We start from the raw sequence: 16,930 nt of genomic DNA, 5'->3' as shown, positions 1-16,930 counted from the left end.
TCTCGATTATTTAATGCTACCGATACGATTAAAACGTACACCGGTAGGGATCCAAGATGGAAGTAAACTATCTGCTTGTCGATCAAACTCAAAGCTGATCCAAATAGCTACCGCCTTGCCAACAAGATTCGCTTCTGGCACAAAGCCCCAGTAACGACTGTCAGCACTATTGTCACGGTTATCACCCATAACAAAATAGTTTCCTTCTGGTACAACCCACTCACCAATACCAGGACGAGGCTCATATGCCATACGACGATCACGACGTAATGGGTTGATCAGAATATGGTGATCAACATCACCCAGTTGTTCTTTAAACTCAACTAAACGTGCCATTCCTTGCTTAAAGTCACTATCAGTCATATCGGTTAATTTAACCGGTTTACATACTGAAGTACCTTTAGGTTGAATACACAGTTGCTTATCTTCACTGTAGCGAACAGTATCGCCAGGTAGGCCAACAACACGCTTAATATAATCAATCTTTGGCTGAGGTGGGAATTTAAACACCACTACATCACCACGCTTTGGCTCACCTGTACTGACGATTTTATCGTGGAAAACAGGGTCTCGTAGACCATAAGCAAATTTTTCAACCAGAATAAAATCACCTACGTATAAAGTTGGTAGCATTGATTCTGATGGAATTTGAAAAGGTTCATAAATAAAAGAGCGGAATACCATGATCAAAGCAATGACAGGGAACATTGAACTTGCTGATTCAACCCATGCAGGCTGTGGCGCAACACTTTCTAGCGTTTTAGCATCAACTTGACCACCGGATTGTTCAGCTGCTGCAGCTATTTTTAATTGACGCTTCGGTGCCCAAAGAAACTTATCAAGTGCCCAAATGATCCCTGTTACTAGCGTAGCTAGTACCAGAATCAAAGAAAAAGTGTTTGCCATGTTATCCCTTATGTTTAACCCGACCAACAGAAGAATGTTGATCTGCTCTGCCCCATTTAGAGCGTCAGAGTAAAAGAAAGTGCCATTTAATTAATAAATAAGCACTTTCTAATCGTTTTGAAGCTTACTAGCTAAAGATAATTATTTATCTTTACCCACATGAAGAATCGCTAAGAATGCTTCTTGAGGCAGTTCTACGTTACCGATCTGCTTCATACGCTTCTTACCTTCTTTCTGTTTCTGCAACAGTTTCTTCTTACGACTAATATCACCGCCATAACACTTAGCGATTACGTTTTTACGTAATTGCTTCACGGTAGAGCGAGCAATAATATGCGTACCAATCGCGGCTTGAATTGCAATATCAAACATCTGACGAGGGATAAACTCTTTCATTTTTTCAACAACATCACGACCACGAGATTGTGAGTTATCTTTGTGAGTAATGATAGCAAGTGCATCAACACGCTCACCATTAAGAAGAATATCAACACGTACCATGTCTGATTCTTGGTAACACTGGAAATTATAATCAAGTGACGCATAACCACGAGATGTTGATTTCAAGCGATCAAAGAAATCCAGAACCACTTCTGACATTGGAATATCATACGTTAGTGCAACTTGATTGCCGTGGTAAACCATATCAACCTGTACACCACGCTTTTCAATACATAAGGTAATAACATTACCTAAGTATTCGCTTGGCACCAAAATATTACAGCGAGCAATTGGCTCACCCATAATCTCGATATCATTCACTGCTGGCAGTTTAGCTGGGCTATCAACGTACAACATTGTGCCGTCTGTTTTCTTCACTTCATACACTACAGTCGGTGCTGTAGTGATCAGGTTTAGATCATATTCACGCTCTAGACGCTCTTGAATAATCTCCATATGAAGCATACCCAAGAAACCACAACGGAAACCAAAACCTAACGCAGACGAGCTTTCTGGCTCATAAAACAATGACGCATCATTCAGGCTTAATTTACCTAAAGCATCACGGAAGTTTTCATAATCATCAGAAGAAACAGGGAATAGACCTGCGTATACCTGCGGTTTCACTTTCTTAAAGCCAGGCAGCGCGGTTTCACAACCACCTTTTGCCAGCGTTAAAGTATCACCTACAGGTGCGCCAAGAATATCTTTAATACCACAAACAACCCAACCAACTTCACCTGTATTTAGCTCTGTTGTATCAATTTGTTTTGGTGTGAAAATACCTAAACGGTCAACACCCCAGATTTGACCTGTGGTCATAACTTTAATCTTGTCATTTTTCTTTAGCTTACCGTTTTTAATACGAACTAAAGAAACAACACCTAAGTAGTTATCAAACCATGAATCAATGATTAGCGCTTGTAATGGCGCATCTGGATCACCTTCAGGTGCAGGAATTGCTTCAACAATCTTTTCAAGAACATCGTCAACACCCAAGCCTGTTTTCGCTGAACAGCGAACAGCATCAATAGCATCGATACCAACAATGTCTTCAATTTCTTCAGCTACACGCTCAGGTTCAGCCGCAGGTAAGTCAATCTTATTTAAGATTGGCACTACTTCCAAATCCATCTCAATGGCAGTGTAACAGTTAGCAAGAGTCTGAGCTTCAACGCCCTGACCCGCATCAACCACCAGCAATGCGCCTTCACAAGCAGCAAGTGAACGAGAAACTTCGTATGAGAAGTCTACGTGTCCCGGTGTGTCGATAAAGTTTAATTGATAAGTTTCACCATCTTTAGCCGTGTAATCGAGCGTCACGCTCTGGGCTTTGATGGTAATACCGCGTTCGCGTTCAAGATCCATAGAATCTAAAACTTGTGAAGCCATTTCTCGATCAGAAAGGCCGCCACAAACTTGAATTAGACGGTCGGATAAGGTCGACTTACCATGGTCGATATGTGCGATAATCGAAAAGTTACGAATGTGCTTCATGAATGGCGTGACTAGCTCGTGATTAAAATGAATGGGATCTTACGATCAAGTTGTCGGATTCTACCGAATTTAAACGCTACTCGCTATCTTTCGATGCGGCATTTATCAGCTTATCTGATGAAATCGGTGCGCCGAGAACTCGAATAAGGGTTGGCTTATACGCTGAATTACCTTCTAAGCGTTTGGCATAGTGCCGTGCAATCAGTAATCCTAACGTTGTCGCAATAACAGCAGAACTGATAACACCCAGTTCGTTACTGTGGGCTAAATCAACAAATACCCATTGCCCCAATGCACTGCCTAACAGTAAAAAAAGCAATGGGAGCATATAGATCAATAAGGCAGAGCTTAACATACTTCGCTCAGATAAGCCGATTTCAACTACCTGCCCGATAGAGAGCGGCGATTGCGTCGCTATTTTTACATCATGGACACGACCAGGCATTGCTTTCGTTACAATGCCTGTTCCGCAACTATCACGTGATGCACAATGGCCACAGCTTGTTTGTTGCTGGCAACTTACCGTTACCATTCCTTTTTCAACAGCGGTCACTGTCGCTAAAGTGCGCATCATGACTAATTACCTTTTACTGCCTTATTGGGTGTCCCTTTAGTGTTATCGAAAGTGACACTTTCTGCAATCTGTCTTGCTGTTGGTGGCGGAATATCGCCGACAACCGTAATTTCTTTATTGTCTTTAACTATATTGCTCAATGTTCGGCGACCTTGACGGACAAGTTGCCCACTTAACGCATAACTATCAATATCAGACACATATACAGAGAAGCTAAATAAACCATCACTGTACATCCGACTTTCAACCGGGCGCTCTGTCATTAATAGGCGGTGGCGATCGCCTGAAATTAATTTAAAGCCATCTGGTAACCATGACACTTTCCAATCAAGGTTAGCTTTTTCTTGTACTGGTAATTTTACCACTTCTGGTAGTTTTACCGTTTTTAACTTGCTGAGCATTTCAGCCACTTTCGGATTCACCGCATAAGAAACAGCGCGAAATTGCTCTAATAAATCACCATTTCGATCTAATAAATCAGCACGCATCACTAAGTGACTTAGCTGATCAATCCATATTAAATATGAGTAACGTTCGCCGTCTTTGGGTGCAATACGGATAACATCGCAGGTAACACCCGCTTCTCGTGCGCGGCCCATTGAAATGAAATCATAGTAATGGGCTAAATCTTGAATATTAGCCTTCATAAGCGGCATGATAGGCGCCACTATTTTTGCACTTTTTACGGTGAATGGATCAAGACCGGGCTCAAAGTAACTCACCTCATTACCGCGTTGAATCACTTCTTGAGGAGGGCCACTTAAGTAGAGTAAATGACTATAGCCTTGACCATCCTCTAACGCATGTCGATAACGCAAGGTATCAATACTGTTCTTTTTTACTCGAATGTAAGATATTTCGTAACTCAGCTTTTGGCTTGCCTGCTCCATTTGAAGCAACAAAGCCTCTGCCGAAGGCTTTTCAGCTTCAGCAAAGGCTTGGAGAGGCAAAAGCAAGCTGACCAATGCTATCGCACCGACCAGAATCTTTTTCATTAATCTGCCACAGAATTATGTTGTTTAAGTAAAGAGTGATCAAGGCTGCCGTCTTGCGCATTAAAACGCAGCTGTAACTCATAATCTTGCAACATGGAGTTAATACGACGACGTTGCTCCATCAACTGCGCTTCAGTTGGTGCACGATCTGTATTGCTTGCCATATTGGTATTTAAACTTACCGGTTCCGCTTTACCTGTAAACGGAATGGTTTGTAACACAGGCACATCATTGTTAGTTGAACCTGATGAATTATCTTCATTATCATACTGCTGGACGCCAACAATAACAGCTAAAGAGACACAAGCAGCAACGGCCACTTGGCCAAATTGAGTAAGCCATGACGGTAACGTATGCTTGGCTTTAAATGGTGTTGGTTGATCTTCAATTGCTTGCGAAATTGGCTCTGCAACAACCGCAACGGGTGTTTCAGTATGTCCAACTGAATGGGCAGGTTCATCGTCTAACGCTAATGCGACATTCGCTGCAATATTCCATTCTTTGCATTGCGGAGCATCACCGCGTAACACATCACCAATTAAGGTGTAGTCACGCCATATAAGCTCATCTTCTTTGTCAACAGTCAGCGCATTTATAATGCTCTGATCTAGCTCTTCGCCATCAAGTAATGCCGAGATCTTTTCTTTATCAGCCATTTTTTCCACCGTTGGGTGCAACATTATTGCTGCATGAGAGGACGGATACGTTTTTCAACCGCCTCACGTGCACGGAATATACGAGAGCGAACTGTACCTACTGGACATCCCATTACCTCTGCAATTTCCTCATAACTTAGACCATCCAGTTCACGTAATGAGATTGCGGTTTTGAGATCATCTGGTAGCGCTTCAATCGTGCTAAAAACAACCCGCTTCAATTCATCTGACAACATTTGGTTCTCAGGGTTCGAAATTTCTTTCAGCGCACTACCACTTTCATAGTATTCCGCATTTTCTGCATCAACATCAGATGCAGGCGGACGACGCCCCTGAGCGACTAAATAGTTTTTTGCGGTATTGACTGCAATTCGGTAGAGCCATGTATAAAAGGCACTCTCACCACGGAATGTTGGCAACGCTCGGTACGCCTTAATAAACGCCTCTTGCGCCACATCTGGTACATCACCAGAATTACTGACATAACGTGATACAAGGTTACAAACTTTGTTCTGGTATTTAATAACCAGAAGGTTGAAAGCTTGCTTATCTCCCCGCTGTACTCGCTCAATTAATACCTGATCAGTTTGCTGCTCGCTCATTCGAGCGTGTACTCCTATATCTGTCTTTACTCAATATTGCATTAGCTAAATAAAGCCACAAATACTTGCGTTAGTGCTCTATCAAAAATGCTATATCATGATTTGTTCGGCGTCGTAACGCGAAATAAGCCGAGTGTCACCTTAAACAAATCATTGAGTTATGAAATATTTATGAGCATGAGCACTACTTATGACCGGAGGATAATGGCAAAGTTCCTACGCCCATTAAATAATTTCGGCTTATTTTACTAATTCTTTTATCACTGTGACTTATGCACGGTGTATATAAGTGATCACTATCTTACCTTAATTCACGATATTAACGGGCTTTTCAGCGTGAAAAAAGCAAAATTAATAACAAGTTTTAGGATTATTACGTGACATAAGTTTTTTGTTATTCACCTTTTATCGCCATTCGTTCGCGCATTGACGCTAGGTATAAAAATTGTCATGCGATATATTTGAATACTTAATCGTCTATAAAACTTATTTGTCGTACAATTTTCATGCTAATTTGACGTGAGTTTGTTAGGATACGGACAGATAACAAAAGGATATGAGATCAAGTATGAATCAGATTCATCAACATAACTGCGATGTACTGGTTATTGGCAGCGGTGCCGCTGGCCTATCATTAGCACTACACCTTTCTTCTTCTGCCAATGTTACCGTGTTATGTAAAGGACCGCTGAATGAAGGCGCAACTTATTACGCACAGGGCGGAATAGCTGCAGTATTTGATGAATCAGACAGCATCGATTCACATGTTGAAGATACCCTTATTGCTGGCGCCCACTTATGTGATAAAGACGTCGTTCGTTTTATTGCCGAGAATGCTAAAGAATGTGTTCAGTGGTTGATTGATGGCGGCGTACCGTTTGATCGTGAAGAATCTGATAGTGATGATAACCCTCGTTTTCACTTAACCCGTGAAGGCGGCCACAGCCATCGTCGTATTCTCCATGCCGCTGATGCAACAGGCATGGCAATGCAAACCTCACTTCAAGATCAAGCCCGTAATCATCCCAATATTACCATTTTAGAACGTCATAATGCGCTCGATTTAATCACTGAAAAAAAACTTAACCCAGATACCGAATCAAACCGCGTATTAGGCGCTTATGTGTGGAATCGTGATAAAGAAATGGTAGAAACACTGGGGGCTAAATTCGTTATTCTAGCCACTGGCGGTGCTTCAAAAGTCTATCAATATACCTCTAACCCAGACGTTTCTTCCGGTGATGGTATCGCCATGGCGTGGCGTGCTGGTTGTCGTGTGGCAAACCTTGAGTTCAATCAGTTTCACCCAACCTGTTTATTCCACCCTGAAGCCCAGACTTTCTTGCTAACAGAAGCACTGCGTGGAGAAGGGGCGTATTTACGTCGTCCTGATGGCTCTCGTTTTATGCCTGAATTTGATGAGCGTGCAGAGCTCGCGCCTCGTGATATTGTTGCCCGTGCCATCGACTATGAAATGAAACGTTTAGGCGCTGACTGCATGTACCTTGATATCAGTCATAAACCTGCAGACTTTGTTAAAAAACACTTCCCGATGATTGATGAAAAGCTACAAAGCTACGGCATTGATATCACGAAAGAGCCTATTCCTATTGTTCCCGCCGCTCACTATACCTGTGGTGGCGTTATGGTTGATAAAAAAGGTAAAACGGATATTGATGGTTTATATGCTATTGGTGAAGTGAGTTACACAGGCTTGCATGGTGCCAATCGTATGGCATCAAATTCACTGCTAGAGTGTGTGGTTTATGCTTGGTCAGCAGCAAAAGATATTCAAGCAAAAATGGATACCATTGTCATACCACCAGCGCTACCGATATGGGATGAAAGTAAAGTCAGTAACTCGGATGAAGAAGTCGTTATCCAACATAACTGGCACGAATTACGTTTATTTATGTGGGATTATGTCGGTATTGTCCGTTCAACCAAACGACTTGAACGTGCCATGCACCGAATAGAGTTACTGAAAAATGAAATTAGCGAGTATTACAGTCATTTCCGAGTTTCAAACAATTTAATTGAACTACGTAACCTTGTATTAGTTGCTGAGCTCATCATTCGTTGTGCTATTGAGCGAAAAGAAAGCCGCGGTCTTCACTATACTCTGGATTACCCAGAGTTAGACGAAAATGCCAAACCCACCGTATTAGTACCTGAAAATCGCTAAGTTACCAGTAGCCAGCTTCAATAAAAATCCCGACCAAATGTCGGGATTTTTTCGTTACAACCACTACACTTTATAGCCAGTAATAGCTTTGTCTAATTCTTCGGCTTGCTCTGCCACTACATTTGCTACCACGGCATTTTGATGAGCAACCTGAAAATTGTTTTCTGTAATATCTCGAATAGAAGTAATGTTCACCGTAATATCTTCAGAAGTGATACTTTGCTGCTCCACAGCAGTCGCTATTTGTGTACTCATATCCATAATTTGCTGCATTTCTGACATGATGCTCGCAATCTTATGCTCAGCACTATTAACTTGCTCTACACTGGCTTCGCCCTGCTCGCGACAATCCACAATATGCGTTACTACTTGATCTGTTTGCCGCTGTAACGAACTAATAATGGTTGTGATTTCTTCTGTCGATTGGCGTGTACGTAATGCCAGAGAACGAACTTCATCAGCAACAACCGCAAAACCTCGACCTTGCTCTCCAGCCCTTGCCGCTTCAATTGCCGCGTTTAATGCTAATAAATTCGTTTGCTCTGCAATCGACATTATTACATCTAATACTGAGCCAATTTCTTCAGATAAACTCGATAAACTTTCGACTTCCCCATTGGTATTTTCTAAATTCACGGCCAATAAACGAATACGATCCTTCGTCGCGCTCACTTCATCAATACCTTCTTGTGCAATATGCTGGCTACGCTCAGCATTCGCAGCTGCCACTTCAGTATTGTTTGATATTTCACGGATAGTTATGCCCATTTCAGTAATAGCAGTGGCAACAGAATTAGTCTCTTCTTGTTGTTGTTTCATTGCCTTTTCGGTATCACGACTTCGTTGCTGTAATGATCCTGATGCATCGCTTAGTTGCTCTACAGCGGCTTTTACATTTCCAATCAACTGACGTAAATGTGCTAATAGATAGTTAAAATTTTGAGCCATTTGACTAAATTCATCATTACCGCTTTGATCTGCTTGTAAACTTAAATCATGGCTCTTTGCAATTTGAGCCATTAACGAACTTAAACTGGTTAACCGGCGTTGAATCGACATACTAATAACCCACGATAAGCCAAGTAATAGCGCTATAATTATAATTACAACCACACTGGTTATCGCGATAATCTTTTGTTTTTGCTCATCAATCAGCTGCGTCAACCGCTCACTAACAGTCGCAAATGTCTTTTCAACCAAATGGGATTGAGTGCGAATATCTCCTCGTAATCCTTGGTTGTAACTGAGCCCAATAATCATTTTTTGTTGTAATACAGCCTCAACAGCGGCGGTAAAAACACTAAATGCATTGCCATAATCAGCCATAAACTGGGCGTTATTCTTCGCCAACTGTTGTTGATATAACGTGGCGTATTCAGGATCACCAGTAAGAACAAACAACTTAGCCGTTTGAATAAGTTCATATAATGCTGGCGCATTGATGTCTTTCTCAACCACTAACTGATTGATTTTTTCAGAAGAAGATAAAAAGGTGCGGTATTTACCCTGCGAAGTATCTAAGCCCTGCACCTCATAGGCTGAAATTAACGCCATCATTTTTTGCTGGTAATTTGTCATCGCAACAGGCAATTTATCAAGTTCAGGAACAGCGATAGACAGATCGGATAACTCTTGATTTAAGAGAGAGAGTTGTTGCTTGAATAAACTGATATTATTTTGAAACTTAGCGCGATACTTCAAGTTCTTACGCATCAAAAAGTCTTTTTCATTACGCCTTAAGTTAAGCAATGTTACTTCTAGTTGACCTATCCCTTGCACCACATGACCGATAGTTTCAACTCTGTCGTTAGCTAGTTTACTCATAGCAAGTACAGAAACTAAAGCGATAACAGAGATAACACTGAGCCCCATTAACTTATGTTTTATTTTCATTTTTAATTCCTGTTTTTATAGTTATTATTATTTTTATCAATATATATTTTTACCGCGAATTGAAATAAAAATGTAATAAAAAATTTAAATAAAGATAAAAACTCTGAATTCAGCTCACAATCTAACTAGTACAAACTGAGGCTTTCCAAAATTAACGGAACGAGAAGTAAAGATAAGTAAACATTTTTAAATGGCGATAATGACGTTCGGACAAACTATCACGCCAGACAATAACCCAACGATGAGATAGCCCCTCCACTTTAAATATGATCAACCAACGGGTTAACGGGCGAGCATAAATCACGCGACCTCGTTGCTGTTGATAATAAACTTCCCCCACAGAAGAAAGTCGCAAACGCCCTTGTAATCGATAACTGTATATCGCCGAATTAAGGTATTCGTCATACAGCTTCTCACACAAAATCAAAGTAATAGGAAGAATAAGTAAGGAACTTGAGAATAAGAGGAATATAGCCACACACAGGTAAGCTACCGTTAATGTGGCTATCTGTAATTTAGATGGGAATAAATAAAGATCAGCGTAATTTACTGTTGTTGTGAGCAACAATCATATCCACCATATTTGCATGGGCTTCATTTTCACTGCGGCCGTGTTTCATCACCCATGTAAAAAGATCAGGATCATCACACGTTAATAGATTAATAAAATCTTGCTGCTGTTGCTCTGATAGTTCATCAAAACGCTCTTCAAAGAACGGCATAATAATCACATCTAACTCTAGCATTCCACGTCGGCATGCCCATTTAACTCGTGCTTTATCTTCCGCGCTTAACATATTTAACCTCGATAACTAGAACTAAAAACCTATTTAATGCTGTAGATTTAAAACAAAGAGAAACAGCTATTTATAGTAGCAGTGACATCACTTCCCGACCATGCGCTTAAACAAGCAATCATTAAAGATGAGACATGAAAACGATAAATCCCCTCTCAATGACTCTTGTCTGATTTCCACAGCGAGACGATGGTTAATTATTTCATTTACTTGGTATACCATGTCGTAATAATGACAACATTCTGTGGACAGAGATATGAGTACTTGGTCAACAAATCTAACGTTTTCCCCCCTTGCTTTATCATCGCAAGATCCTCTTCCAGCTTTAGCATTAAGTAAGCTTGATGACTGGGGGATGGTCACGTTAATTGGTGCCGACAGTAAAGCCTATTTACAAGGTCAGTTAACCTGTGATCTTGTATCACTAGAAGCGGGTAAATCAACATTAGCAGCACATTGTGATGCAAAAGGTAAAATGCGTACTGTGATGCGTATTTTCCATATCAACAATGGCTATGGTTATCTTCAACGCCAAACTGTCATGGCAACCCAGATCCCTGAGCTAAAAAAATACGCGGTTTTCTCTAAAACCGACATTAATCAATCAACTGACGTAGTCCTAGGTCTTAGTGGAGAACAAGCTCAAAACGCGATTGATAACTACTTTACAGGTAATGATGATGTCCGTCATAACGACACAGCAACCGCGGTAAAAGTAGATAACTTACGTTGGTTTGTTATCACACCACCTGAGCATGCTGAAACGGTTGCTCAACACTTTGCGGCTAACGCAACGCTAACCGATGCTGCGTTGTGGAACTTATACGATATAAAAGCAGCCCTCCCCCGTGTTGAAGCAGTAACTGAACTTGAATTTATTCCACAAGCGATGAACCTTCAGGCGGTTAATGGTATTAGCTTTAAAAAAGGGTGTTACACAGGCCAAGAAACGGTTGCTCGTGCAAAATACCGCGGTATTAACAAACGCGCAATGTACATCGTGAGCGGTGAATCCACACAATGCCCACAGGCAGGTGATGCACTTGAACGTAGCGTTGGTGAAAACTGGCGTAAAGGTGGTACGGTTATCACTGGCTACCAATTTAATGATCAACAAGCGTTAGCTTTAGTGGTATTACCAAACGATCTCGATGACGATGCACAATTTCGATTTGCATTACAACCAGATGCTATCTGGGAAAAACATCCATTACCTTACGCTTTAGATGATGACGCATAATTCTATCGATACTGCTGTTACCCGTTTTCTTGAAGAAGAAGGCGTTGATTTTCGCCTTCTTCATCACAGCAAGCCAGCAAAAACTATAGAGGAAGCGGCTCAAGAACGTGGGGTTGACCCAAAGCAACTGGTCAAATCCATTTTGCTCAAAGATATGGCAGGGTTTCATGTTTTAGCCTGTGTACCAGGCCCGAATGCTGTTGATCCTAAGAAAGTCCGTGAGCTATTTGGTTGTCGTCGTATGACCTGTGCTGATGCGTCTGATGTTGAAAAAATCACAGGTTTAGTCATTGGCACGGTTGCGCCATTAGGCTTGAAACGCCCACTACCTATTATTTTCGATCATCAAATAGAGCAACATACTAAAGTGAACATTAGTAGTGGTGATCGTATGGCTGGGCTTGAGTTAGCTACCGATGATTTAGTGATCTTATGTGATCCTATGTTTGGTGATATCAGCCGAGACTAATCCATTAAAAATAAAGCCCCAAACTAAGGGGCTTTCATTTAATTCTAACACGTTAACTGGCTTTACTTATCTCATCATCTTCTACCCATCCACCGTGGTCTTGGCGGGGATGATAATGCGTGGGTAATTTTTTACTTCTTTGCGTCCATGGCGATTCTTTAATAGCTTTCGTCATATCTTCATAGCCGGCTTCACGGCGTAAACGAATAGAACGACGTGAGAACTCTGCATCACTTAATGGAATATGGCCTTTCAGTGGATCAAACGTAATATGCACGATATCAATATGCCTGCCTATTTTTAGTGACACCACATCAGGCACTTGTTCACTATCAACAACATCTTTTGAATGTTCTAAAATATGATCAAGATTACGTTTTGCTACAAGCGCTTCAATATGCTCACAAGAGCGACTCGCGTATTGGATCTCTTTTTCACGCCATAACACTTCACTCATGGTTTGTGGTAATTCACCTTTCGCATTCCATAAATCAACCATAAAGACGAGTAAATCTTCATCTTTTTCAGCTAAATCTAAAATACCATTGATCGGTGAATTGGAAACGCACCCACCATCCCAATAATGATCATCACCAATTTTGGTGGCTGGAAAACCGGGTGGTAAAGATCCACTCGCAATAGCATGAGCGGGTTGTAATGGCTGTGTATGACTATCAAAAAATACCAACTCTCCCTTGGTGACACTTGTTGCGCCAACAGTTAAACGGGCTTTCTGTTGATTAATAAGAGAAAAATCAGACAGGTCATCGATAGTGGAAAATAACGGGCTAGTATCATAAAAGCTGGTTGCTGATTCACCAGGCAATGACAACCATGGATTAATAATACGCGGTACAAAAAAGCCAGGTTGGCCCATTGTTAATGCTTGAGATGCACTAAAAGTATTAAACATCGGTGCCATGGCTGGTAATAAATCAACATCAGTCTCAGGTCTTGATATACGATCCCAAAAGTCAGCCAATTTATTTAAACGATCTTCAGGTTCATTGCCAGCCAAGATGGCACTGTTCAACGCGCCGATAGAAATGCCAGCAAACCAGTCTGGTGTGTATCCCGCTTCTTCCAGTGCTTGATACGCGCCAATATGATAAGCACCTAATGCACCACCACCTTGTAGAACAAGGCAAACCTTTGGTTTTTTCTTAGTACGTGTTCTAGCCATCATCATCCCTATTTATCTGATAAGTCCGAGTATTACTCTACAGATTAAAAAGGCACCAGCTTGATAAAAAAACAGATAATCGATATAAAACAAGGCGAACTCACAAGCTGTTTTTTATCAATTGCAATTTGTTTCATATTTTACTCTTGCAATTAGCACTCTTTGATACTCGCTCTTTTATTGTGCCAATTTCGCTTATTAATGTTATTCCTAACTAGGTATTCCATACTATGTCTGTTTCTCCTTCACATAAAAAAGATATCAACTGGCGTGGGGTTGATCTCAACCTACTGATCTCCTTTTCCGCTCTAATGGAAACACAAAGTGTTACGAAGGCGGCAAACAAACTTGCGATTGGACAATCTGCCATGAGTCATAATTTGTCGCGTTTAAGGCAGCTCCTTGACGATCCTTTATTTGAACGTCAAGGACACAATATGATCCCAACACAAAAAGCGTTAGAGCTCTCGGTCACTGTCGAAAAAATTCTAAACTTAATCACTAGAGAGTTATTACAACCGAGTACATTTGAGCCAGAGCTGTTCACTGGAACGTTTAAAATAGGCTTAACCGACTACGCAGAGTTACTTTTCGCACCCGCCATTTTTGATGCCATTCATACTTGCTCACCACATAGCCATCTCAGCTTCTTTAATGTTGATCGGCATAACTATCAAACCGTTTTTAATGATCAACGATTAGACTTGGTGATTGGTTCAATGACAAATATGGGTAAAGATATTAGTAGCCAATATTTATATACCGAAGATCATGTTTGTTTATTCGATAGCAAAGCAACCGGACTCAATGCCCCTATCACCATAGAACAATATAGTGCGCATCCGCATGCCTTAGTGTCACCAGATGGACAACTCATTACCCAAGTTGATGAGCAACTAAAAAATCATGCCTTACAACGTCAAGTCGCGGTAGGTTCACGTAACTTTTTGACCATCCGCCATTTACTCAAAAGAAGGGATTTACTGTGTGTGGTTTCTCGCTTAATGGCACAATTAGATCTGTTTCATGATGATTTGACCCAATGCCCCACCCCTGTCGATATTGCAGATTTCGATATTCGTTTATTATGGTTACATCGTAATGGTACTCACCCTCGAAATGAGTGGCTACGTCAACGAGTTGCCAGTACGGTTATCGAACAGGTAAAACAACTCCAACAATAATAACGGATAACAAAAAAGCAGAGTCATACATACTCTGCTTTCTACGACTACTTACCCGATTGAGGTTCTTGAATTTGGTATAACTTGTGTTCGTCACAAGGTTCATCGCATTTACATTCTTTATCAACACCCACGTTGGCTAAACCACCACAACTGCCTTTGATGGTACGTTGTTTTAAAAACCAACCTATCGCCATAGCAAAAATAACAAGCAGAAAAATACCTAGTGTTAACAGAAATGTGGTCACAACTTAAAACCGCCAATTTTTGTTAAACCGCTAACAGGCGATAATGATGACATCCCTACTTTAGCAACAGGCGCTTTCTTTTTAGTGCCGCAACCGCAGCCACATGCGCCTTTTTCACGCTTACAATCACGACCTTGCTCTGCCGATGTTAACGCTTCTTTTACTGCGCTACCTGATAACACATCAGCCAATGTTGTGCGTGGTGCAACTCGACTAACATGAAAGCCTGCATGTAATAATCGAGCCAGTGAACGCTGACCAATATTACCTAAGACAATTTCAGACACGCCATACTCAACCAGTTGACTTTGGATTATTTTTTTATGCTTACAGCCTAGTTCGCGGCTACCTGTATTTTCAATTCTAGCCACTTGCTGTCCTTGTTGATCGTAAATAACAAAAACAGCCGCTTTTCCAAAATGCCCTGCAACCTGCTCACGGGGTGTTAACGCAATCGCCATTGCCATAATTTTTCCTCACTCACTTAACCGAGCGCTCACAACGAATATGATCGCTTTTATCACTTATCAAAATAAAAGCGTTCATGGTGTTGGCATATAACCGTCAAGTTCTAACGCCAACCCTTGAACTAACGCTTGCGCCACTTTTTTTCGTCCCGATGCCACTATATTGCCTAATGTTTGACGAGAGACACCGAGTTGCTTTGCCGCTTCTAGCTGTTGCAAACCTTGCATATCAACTAACCGAAGCGCTTCTAATTCATCGCTATCTAAACGCAATGACACGAGTTCTTTCATCGGTACGCCATTGGGCTTAAAGCAACTGTACGCAGGACGACATCCTATTCGACGTTCAATCTTAGGCCTAGCCATGGTTCACCTTATCCATCTAACTATGGTGAATTATTGGCGTATGCCAAAAACATTACTTTGATCTAGATACGTAACAAGCAATAAAAATTTTTCTTATCTAAACACATTGATGATTTATAAATTCACAAAATAAAATCCCAATATAACGGCTTTAAAAAATAATGAAGATGAAAGTACCATGCGCGGATATTGTAGCGAAGAGAAGATAACAGGCGTGAAGATGACGCGAACTACCTTAAAAAATAGAATCTGTTTATTTTATTCGACAATACCAAAAAACTTAAAATCAGAATAATTGTCTGGATTTTTATTTATTTGCTAATTAATAAGTTAGATAGTTACATATAGGAAACAGCATATGCTAATTATGTCACAGAAGTGTCATGCACAAACTGCTATACTTAGCGCCGTCAATAGCCAGGAAGGTTGGAGTTAGCAGTATTATGCGGATGTTTAAACGCTACTTACCAAAATTAATCGCCAAACATATCAGTCGCTTATTTAGTGGTCGCCTCTACATTGACGGACGCGGTGGGTACCATTTTGAAAATGGTTTACTACTGGTTCCTATCAAAGCAAAGAAACGTCATTACGATACCGTGAATGAGGTGAATTTAGAAGTAAGACGCTTACGTGAAACCTATGAAGCTTAAACACTATTGCTAACGATAAAGCCCATATCAAAATGGGCTTTTTTGATCTTACAGCTCTTCATCTTCAACAATAATGGTGGCGTAGTCTTCCGCCATTAATAAATCATTCAGTTCGTTATCATCATTCACCCTAATCTGAAATAACCAACCGTCACCATAAGGATCACTATTGACGAGCTCTGGCGCCGAATCTAATTCATCGTTAATAGCAATCACAACACCAGACAAGGGGGCATAAATATCTGAGGACGCTTTTACCGATTCAGCCATCGCACACTCTTCCCCCACATCTGTGGACGATTCAATGTCAGGTAATTCAATATAAACCATATCCCCAAGCAATGATTGAGCATGGTCGGTAATACCAATAGTATAAATCCCATCACCTTCAGAACGAATCCATTCATGGCTATGGGTATATTGTAATTCAAGAGGAACGTAACTCATTTTCACATCCTTATAAAAGTAGCGGGAATCGTTAAAACACTACTGTCACCATGTCAGATCTATATAAATTAACGCACATTATTTATCTCTGATATTTACTGTAGGTGAAAAAATCCATTTTGTTAGT

Annotated in this window: 19 protein-coding genes; 5 read left to right on the top strand and 14 right to left on the bottom strand. The window is 40.9% G+C overall.

All coding sequences use genetic code 11. From position 1 onward, the window contains the following. Nucleotides 1-6: 6 nt before the first annotated feature. The 6 genes from lepB to rpoE form a co-directional block, all read right to left on the bottom strand. Complete coding sequence (gene lepB / locus C9J45_RS09370) at nucleotides 7-906, bottom strand: signal peptidase I (RefSeq protein WP_045150084.1); 900 nt, start codon at nucleotides 904-906, stop codon at nucleotides 7-9. A gap of 141 nt (nucleotides 907-1,047) precedes the next feature. Further along, nucleotides 1,048-2,844 carry a translation elongation factor 4 gene (gene lepA, locus C9J45_RS09365; protein WP_107206625.1) on the bottom strand — a complete coding sequence of 599 codons (1,797 nt, stop codon included), beginning with the start codon at nucleotides 2,842-2,844 and terminating at the stop codon, nucleotides 1,048-1,050. Nucleotides 2,845-2,920: 76 nt separating this feature from the next. Beyond that, on the bottom strand, nucleotides 2,921-3,418 hold the full coding sequence (locus C9J45_RS09360) for a SoxR reducing system RseC family protein (RefSeq protein WP_107246383.1): 498 nt from the start codon (nucleotides 3,416-3,418) through the stop codon (nucleotides 2,921-2,923). A 2-nt stretch (nucleotides 3,419-3,420) separates the two neighbouring features. Next, nucleotides 3,421-4,413 (bottom strand): sigma-E factor regulatory protein RseB, encoded by a 993-nt coding sequence (rseB, locus tag C9J45_RS09355; protein WP_107292452.1) that lies wholly within the window; start codon nucleotides 4,411-4,413, stop codon nucleotides 3,421-3,423. Further along, nucleotides 4,413-5,069, bottom strand: coding sequence for an RseA family anti-sigma factor (locus tag C9J45_RS09350; RefSeq protein WP_199187045.1), 657 nt, complete (start codon nucleotides 5,067-5,069; stop codon nucleotides 4,413-4,415). The genes rseB and C9J45_RS09350 overlap by 1 nt, the downstream gene beginning before the upstream one ends. A gap of 23 nt (nucleotides 5,070-5,092) precedes the next feature. Continuing rightward, complete coding sequence (rpoE, locus tag C9J45_RS09345) at nucleotides 5,093-5,671, bottom strand: RNA polymerase sigma factor RpoE (RefSeq protein ID WP_107206621.1); 579 nt, start codon at nucleotides 5,669-5,671, stop codon at nucleotides 5,093-5,095. A 568-nt stretch (nucleotides 5,672-6,239) separates the two neighbouring features. On the opposite strand from rpoE, the gene nadB reads away from it, so the two are divergent. Continuing rightward, nucleotides 6,240-7,856, top strand: coding sequence for an L-aspartate oxidase (nadB, locus tag C9J45_RS09340; RefSeq protein ID WP_107206620.1), 1,617 nt, complete (start codon nucleotides 6,240-6,242; stop codon nucleotides 7,854-7,856). 63 nt (nucleotides 7,857-7,919) lie between these two features. On the opposite strand, the gene C9J45_RS09335 is transcribed toward nadB, so the two are convergent. The 3 genes from C9J45_RS09335 to C9J45_RS09325 all read right to left on the bottom strand — a co-directional run bounded on the left by C9J45_RS09335 (nucleotide 7,920) and on the right by C9J45_RS09325 (nucleotide 10,546). Then, nucleotides 7,920-9,749 carry a methyl-accepting chemotaxis protein gene (locus C9J45_RS09335; RefSeq protein ID WP_107206619.1) on the bottom strand — a complete coding sequence of 610 codons (1,830 nt, stop codon included), beginning with the start codon at nucleotides 9,747-9,749 and terminating at the stop codon, nucleotides 7,920-7,922. Nucleotides 9,750-9,900: 151 nt separating this feature from the next. Then, complete coding sequence (locus tag C9J45_RS09330) at nucleotides 9,901-10,314, bottom strand: protein YgfX (RefSeq protein WP_107206650.1); 414 nt, start codon at nucleotides 10,312-10,314, stop codon at nucleotides 9,901-9,903. Further along, a complete protein-coding gene (locus C9J45_RS09325; RefSeq protein ID WP_005371425.1) occupies nucleotides 10,286-10,546 on the bottom strand; it encodes a succinate dehydrogenase assembly factor 2 in 261 nt (86 codons plus the stop codon). Before C9J45_RS09325 ends, C9J45_RS09330 begins: the two co-directional genes overlap by 29 nt. A gap of 256 nt (nucleotides 10,547-10,802) precedes the next feature. On the opposite strand from C9J45_RS09325, the gene ygfZ reads away from it, so the two are divergent. After that, nucleotides 10,803-11,786, top strand: a complete 984-nt coding sequence (gene ygfZ / locus C9J45_RS09320; protein ID WP_107260162.1) for a tRNA-modifying protein YgfZ — start codon at nucleotides 10,803-10,805, stop codon at nucleotides 11,784-11,786. After that, complete coding sequence (locus C9J45_RS09315) at nucleotides 11,776-12,255, top strand: aminoacyl-tRNA deacylase (protein WP_173425483.1); 480 nt, start codon at nucleotides 11,776-11,778, stop codon at nucleotides 12,253-12,255. Before ygfZ ends, C9J45_RS09315 begins: the two co-directional genes overlap by 11 nt. 52 nt (nucleotides 12,256-12,307) lie before the next feature. Here C9J45_RS09315 and C9J45_RS09310 read toward each other — a convergent pair whose 3' ends face one another. Continuing rightward, nucleotides 12,308-13,438, bottom strand: a complete 1,131-nt coding sequence (locus C9J45_RS09310) for a patatin-like phospholipase family protein (RefSeq protein WP_107206617.1) — start codon at nucleotides 13,436-13,438, stop codon at nucleotides 12,308-12,310. 230 nt (nucleotides 13,439-13,668) lie between these two features. Between C9J45_RS09310 and C9J45_RS09305 the strand changes: the two genes are divergently transcribed. Next, nucleotides 13,669-14,622, top strand: coding sequence for a LysR family transcriptional regulator (locus C9J45_RS09305; RefSeq protein WP_107292451.1), 954 nt, complete (start codon nucleotides 13,669-13,671; stop codon nucleotides 14,620-14,622). 47 nt (nucleotides 14,623-14,669) lie between these two features. Here the strand turns inward: C9J45_RS09305 and nqrM are convergent, their stop codons facing one another. The 3 genes from nqrM to C9J45_RS09290 form a co-directional block, all read right to left on the bottom strand. Next, the gene (nqrM, locus tag C9J45_RS09300) at nucleotides 14,670-14,870 is read right to left on the bottom strand and encodes a (Na+)-NQR maturation NqrM (protein WP_199190686.1); all 201 of its coding nucleotides are present in this window, start codon (nucleotides 14,868-14,870) and stop codon (nucleotides 14,670-14,672) included. Beyond that, nucleotides 14,867-15,337: a NifB/NifX family molybdenum-iron cluster-binding protein gene (locus tag C9J45_RS09295; protein ID WP_107287289.1), complete on the bottom strand. Its 471-nt coding sequence runs from the start codon at nucleotides 15,335-15,337 to the stop codon at nucleotides 14,867-14,869. The genes nqrM and C9J45_RS09295 overlap by 4 nt, the downstream gene beginning before the upstream one ends. Before the next feature lie 75 nt (nucleotides 15,338-15,412). Then, on the bottom strand, nucleotides 15,413-15,703 hold the full coding sequence (locus C9J45_RS09290; protein WP_107246376.1) for a DUF134 domain-containing protein: 291 nt from the start codon (nucleotides 15,701-15,703) through the stop codon (nucleotides 15,413-15,415). 443 nt (nucleotides 15,704-16,146) lie between these two features. Between C9J45_RS09290 and C9J45_RS09285 the strand changes: the two genes are divergently transcribed. Beyond that, nucleotides 16,147-16,356: a DUF1107 domain-containing protein gene (locus C9J45_RS09285; RefSeq protein ID WP_199187043.1), complete on the top strand. Its 210-nt coding sequence runs from the start codon at nucleotides 16,147-16,149 to the stop codon at nucleotides 16,354-16,356. Nucleotides 16,357-16,404: 48 nt separating this feature from the next. Here C9J45_RS09285 and gcvH read toward each other — a convergent pair whose 3' ends face one another. Further along, complete coding sequence (gene gcvH / locus C9J45_RS09280) at nucleotides 16,405-16,803, bottom strand: glycine cleavage system protein GcvH (protein ID WP_107246374.1); 399 nt, start codon at nucleotides 16,801-16,803, stop codon at nucleotides 16,405-16,407. Between the last annotated feature and the right edge of the window lie 127 nt (nucleotides 16,804-16,930).

This window comes from Photobacterium sp. GB-1 (assembly GCF_003026165.1).
Lineage (GTDB): Bacteria > Pseudomonadota > Gammaproteobacteria > Enterobacterales > Vibrionaceae > Photobacterium.
The sequence above is the reverse complement of the archived record's forward strand: the minus strand, read 5'-3'. Positions and strand labels throughout refer to the sequence as shown.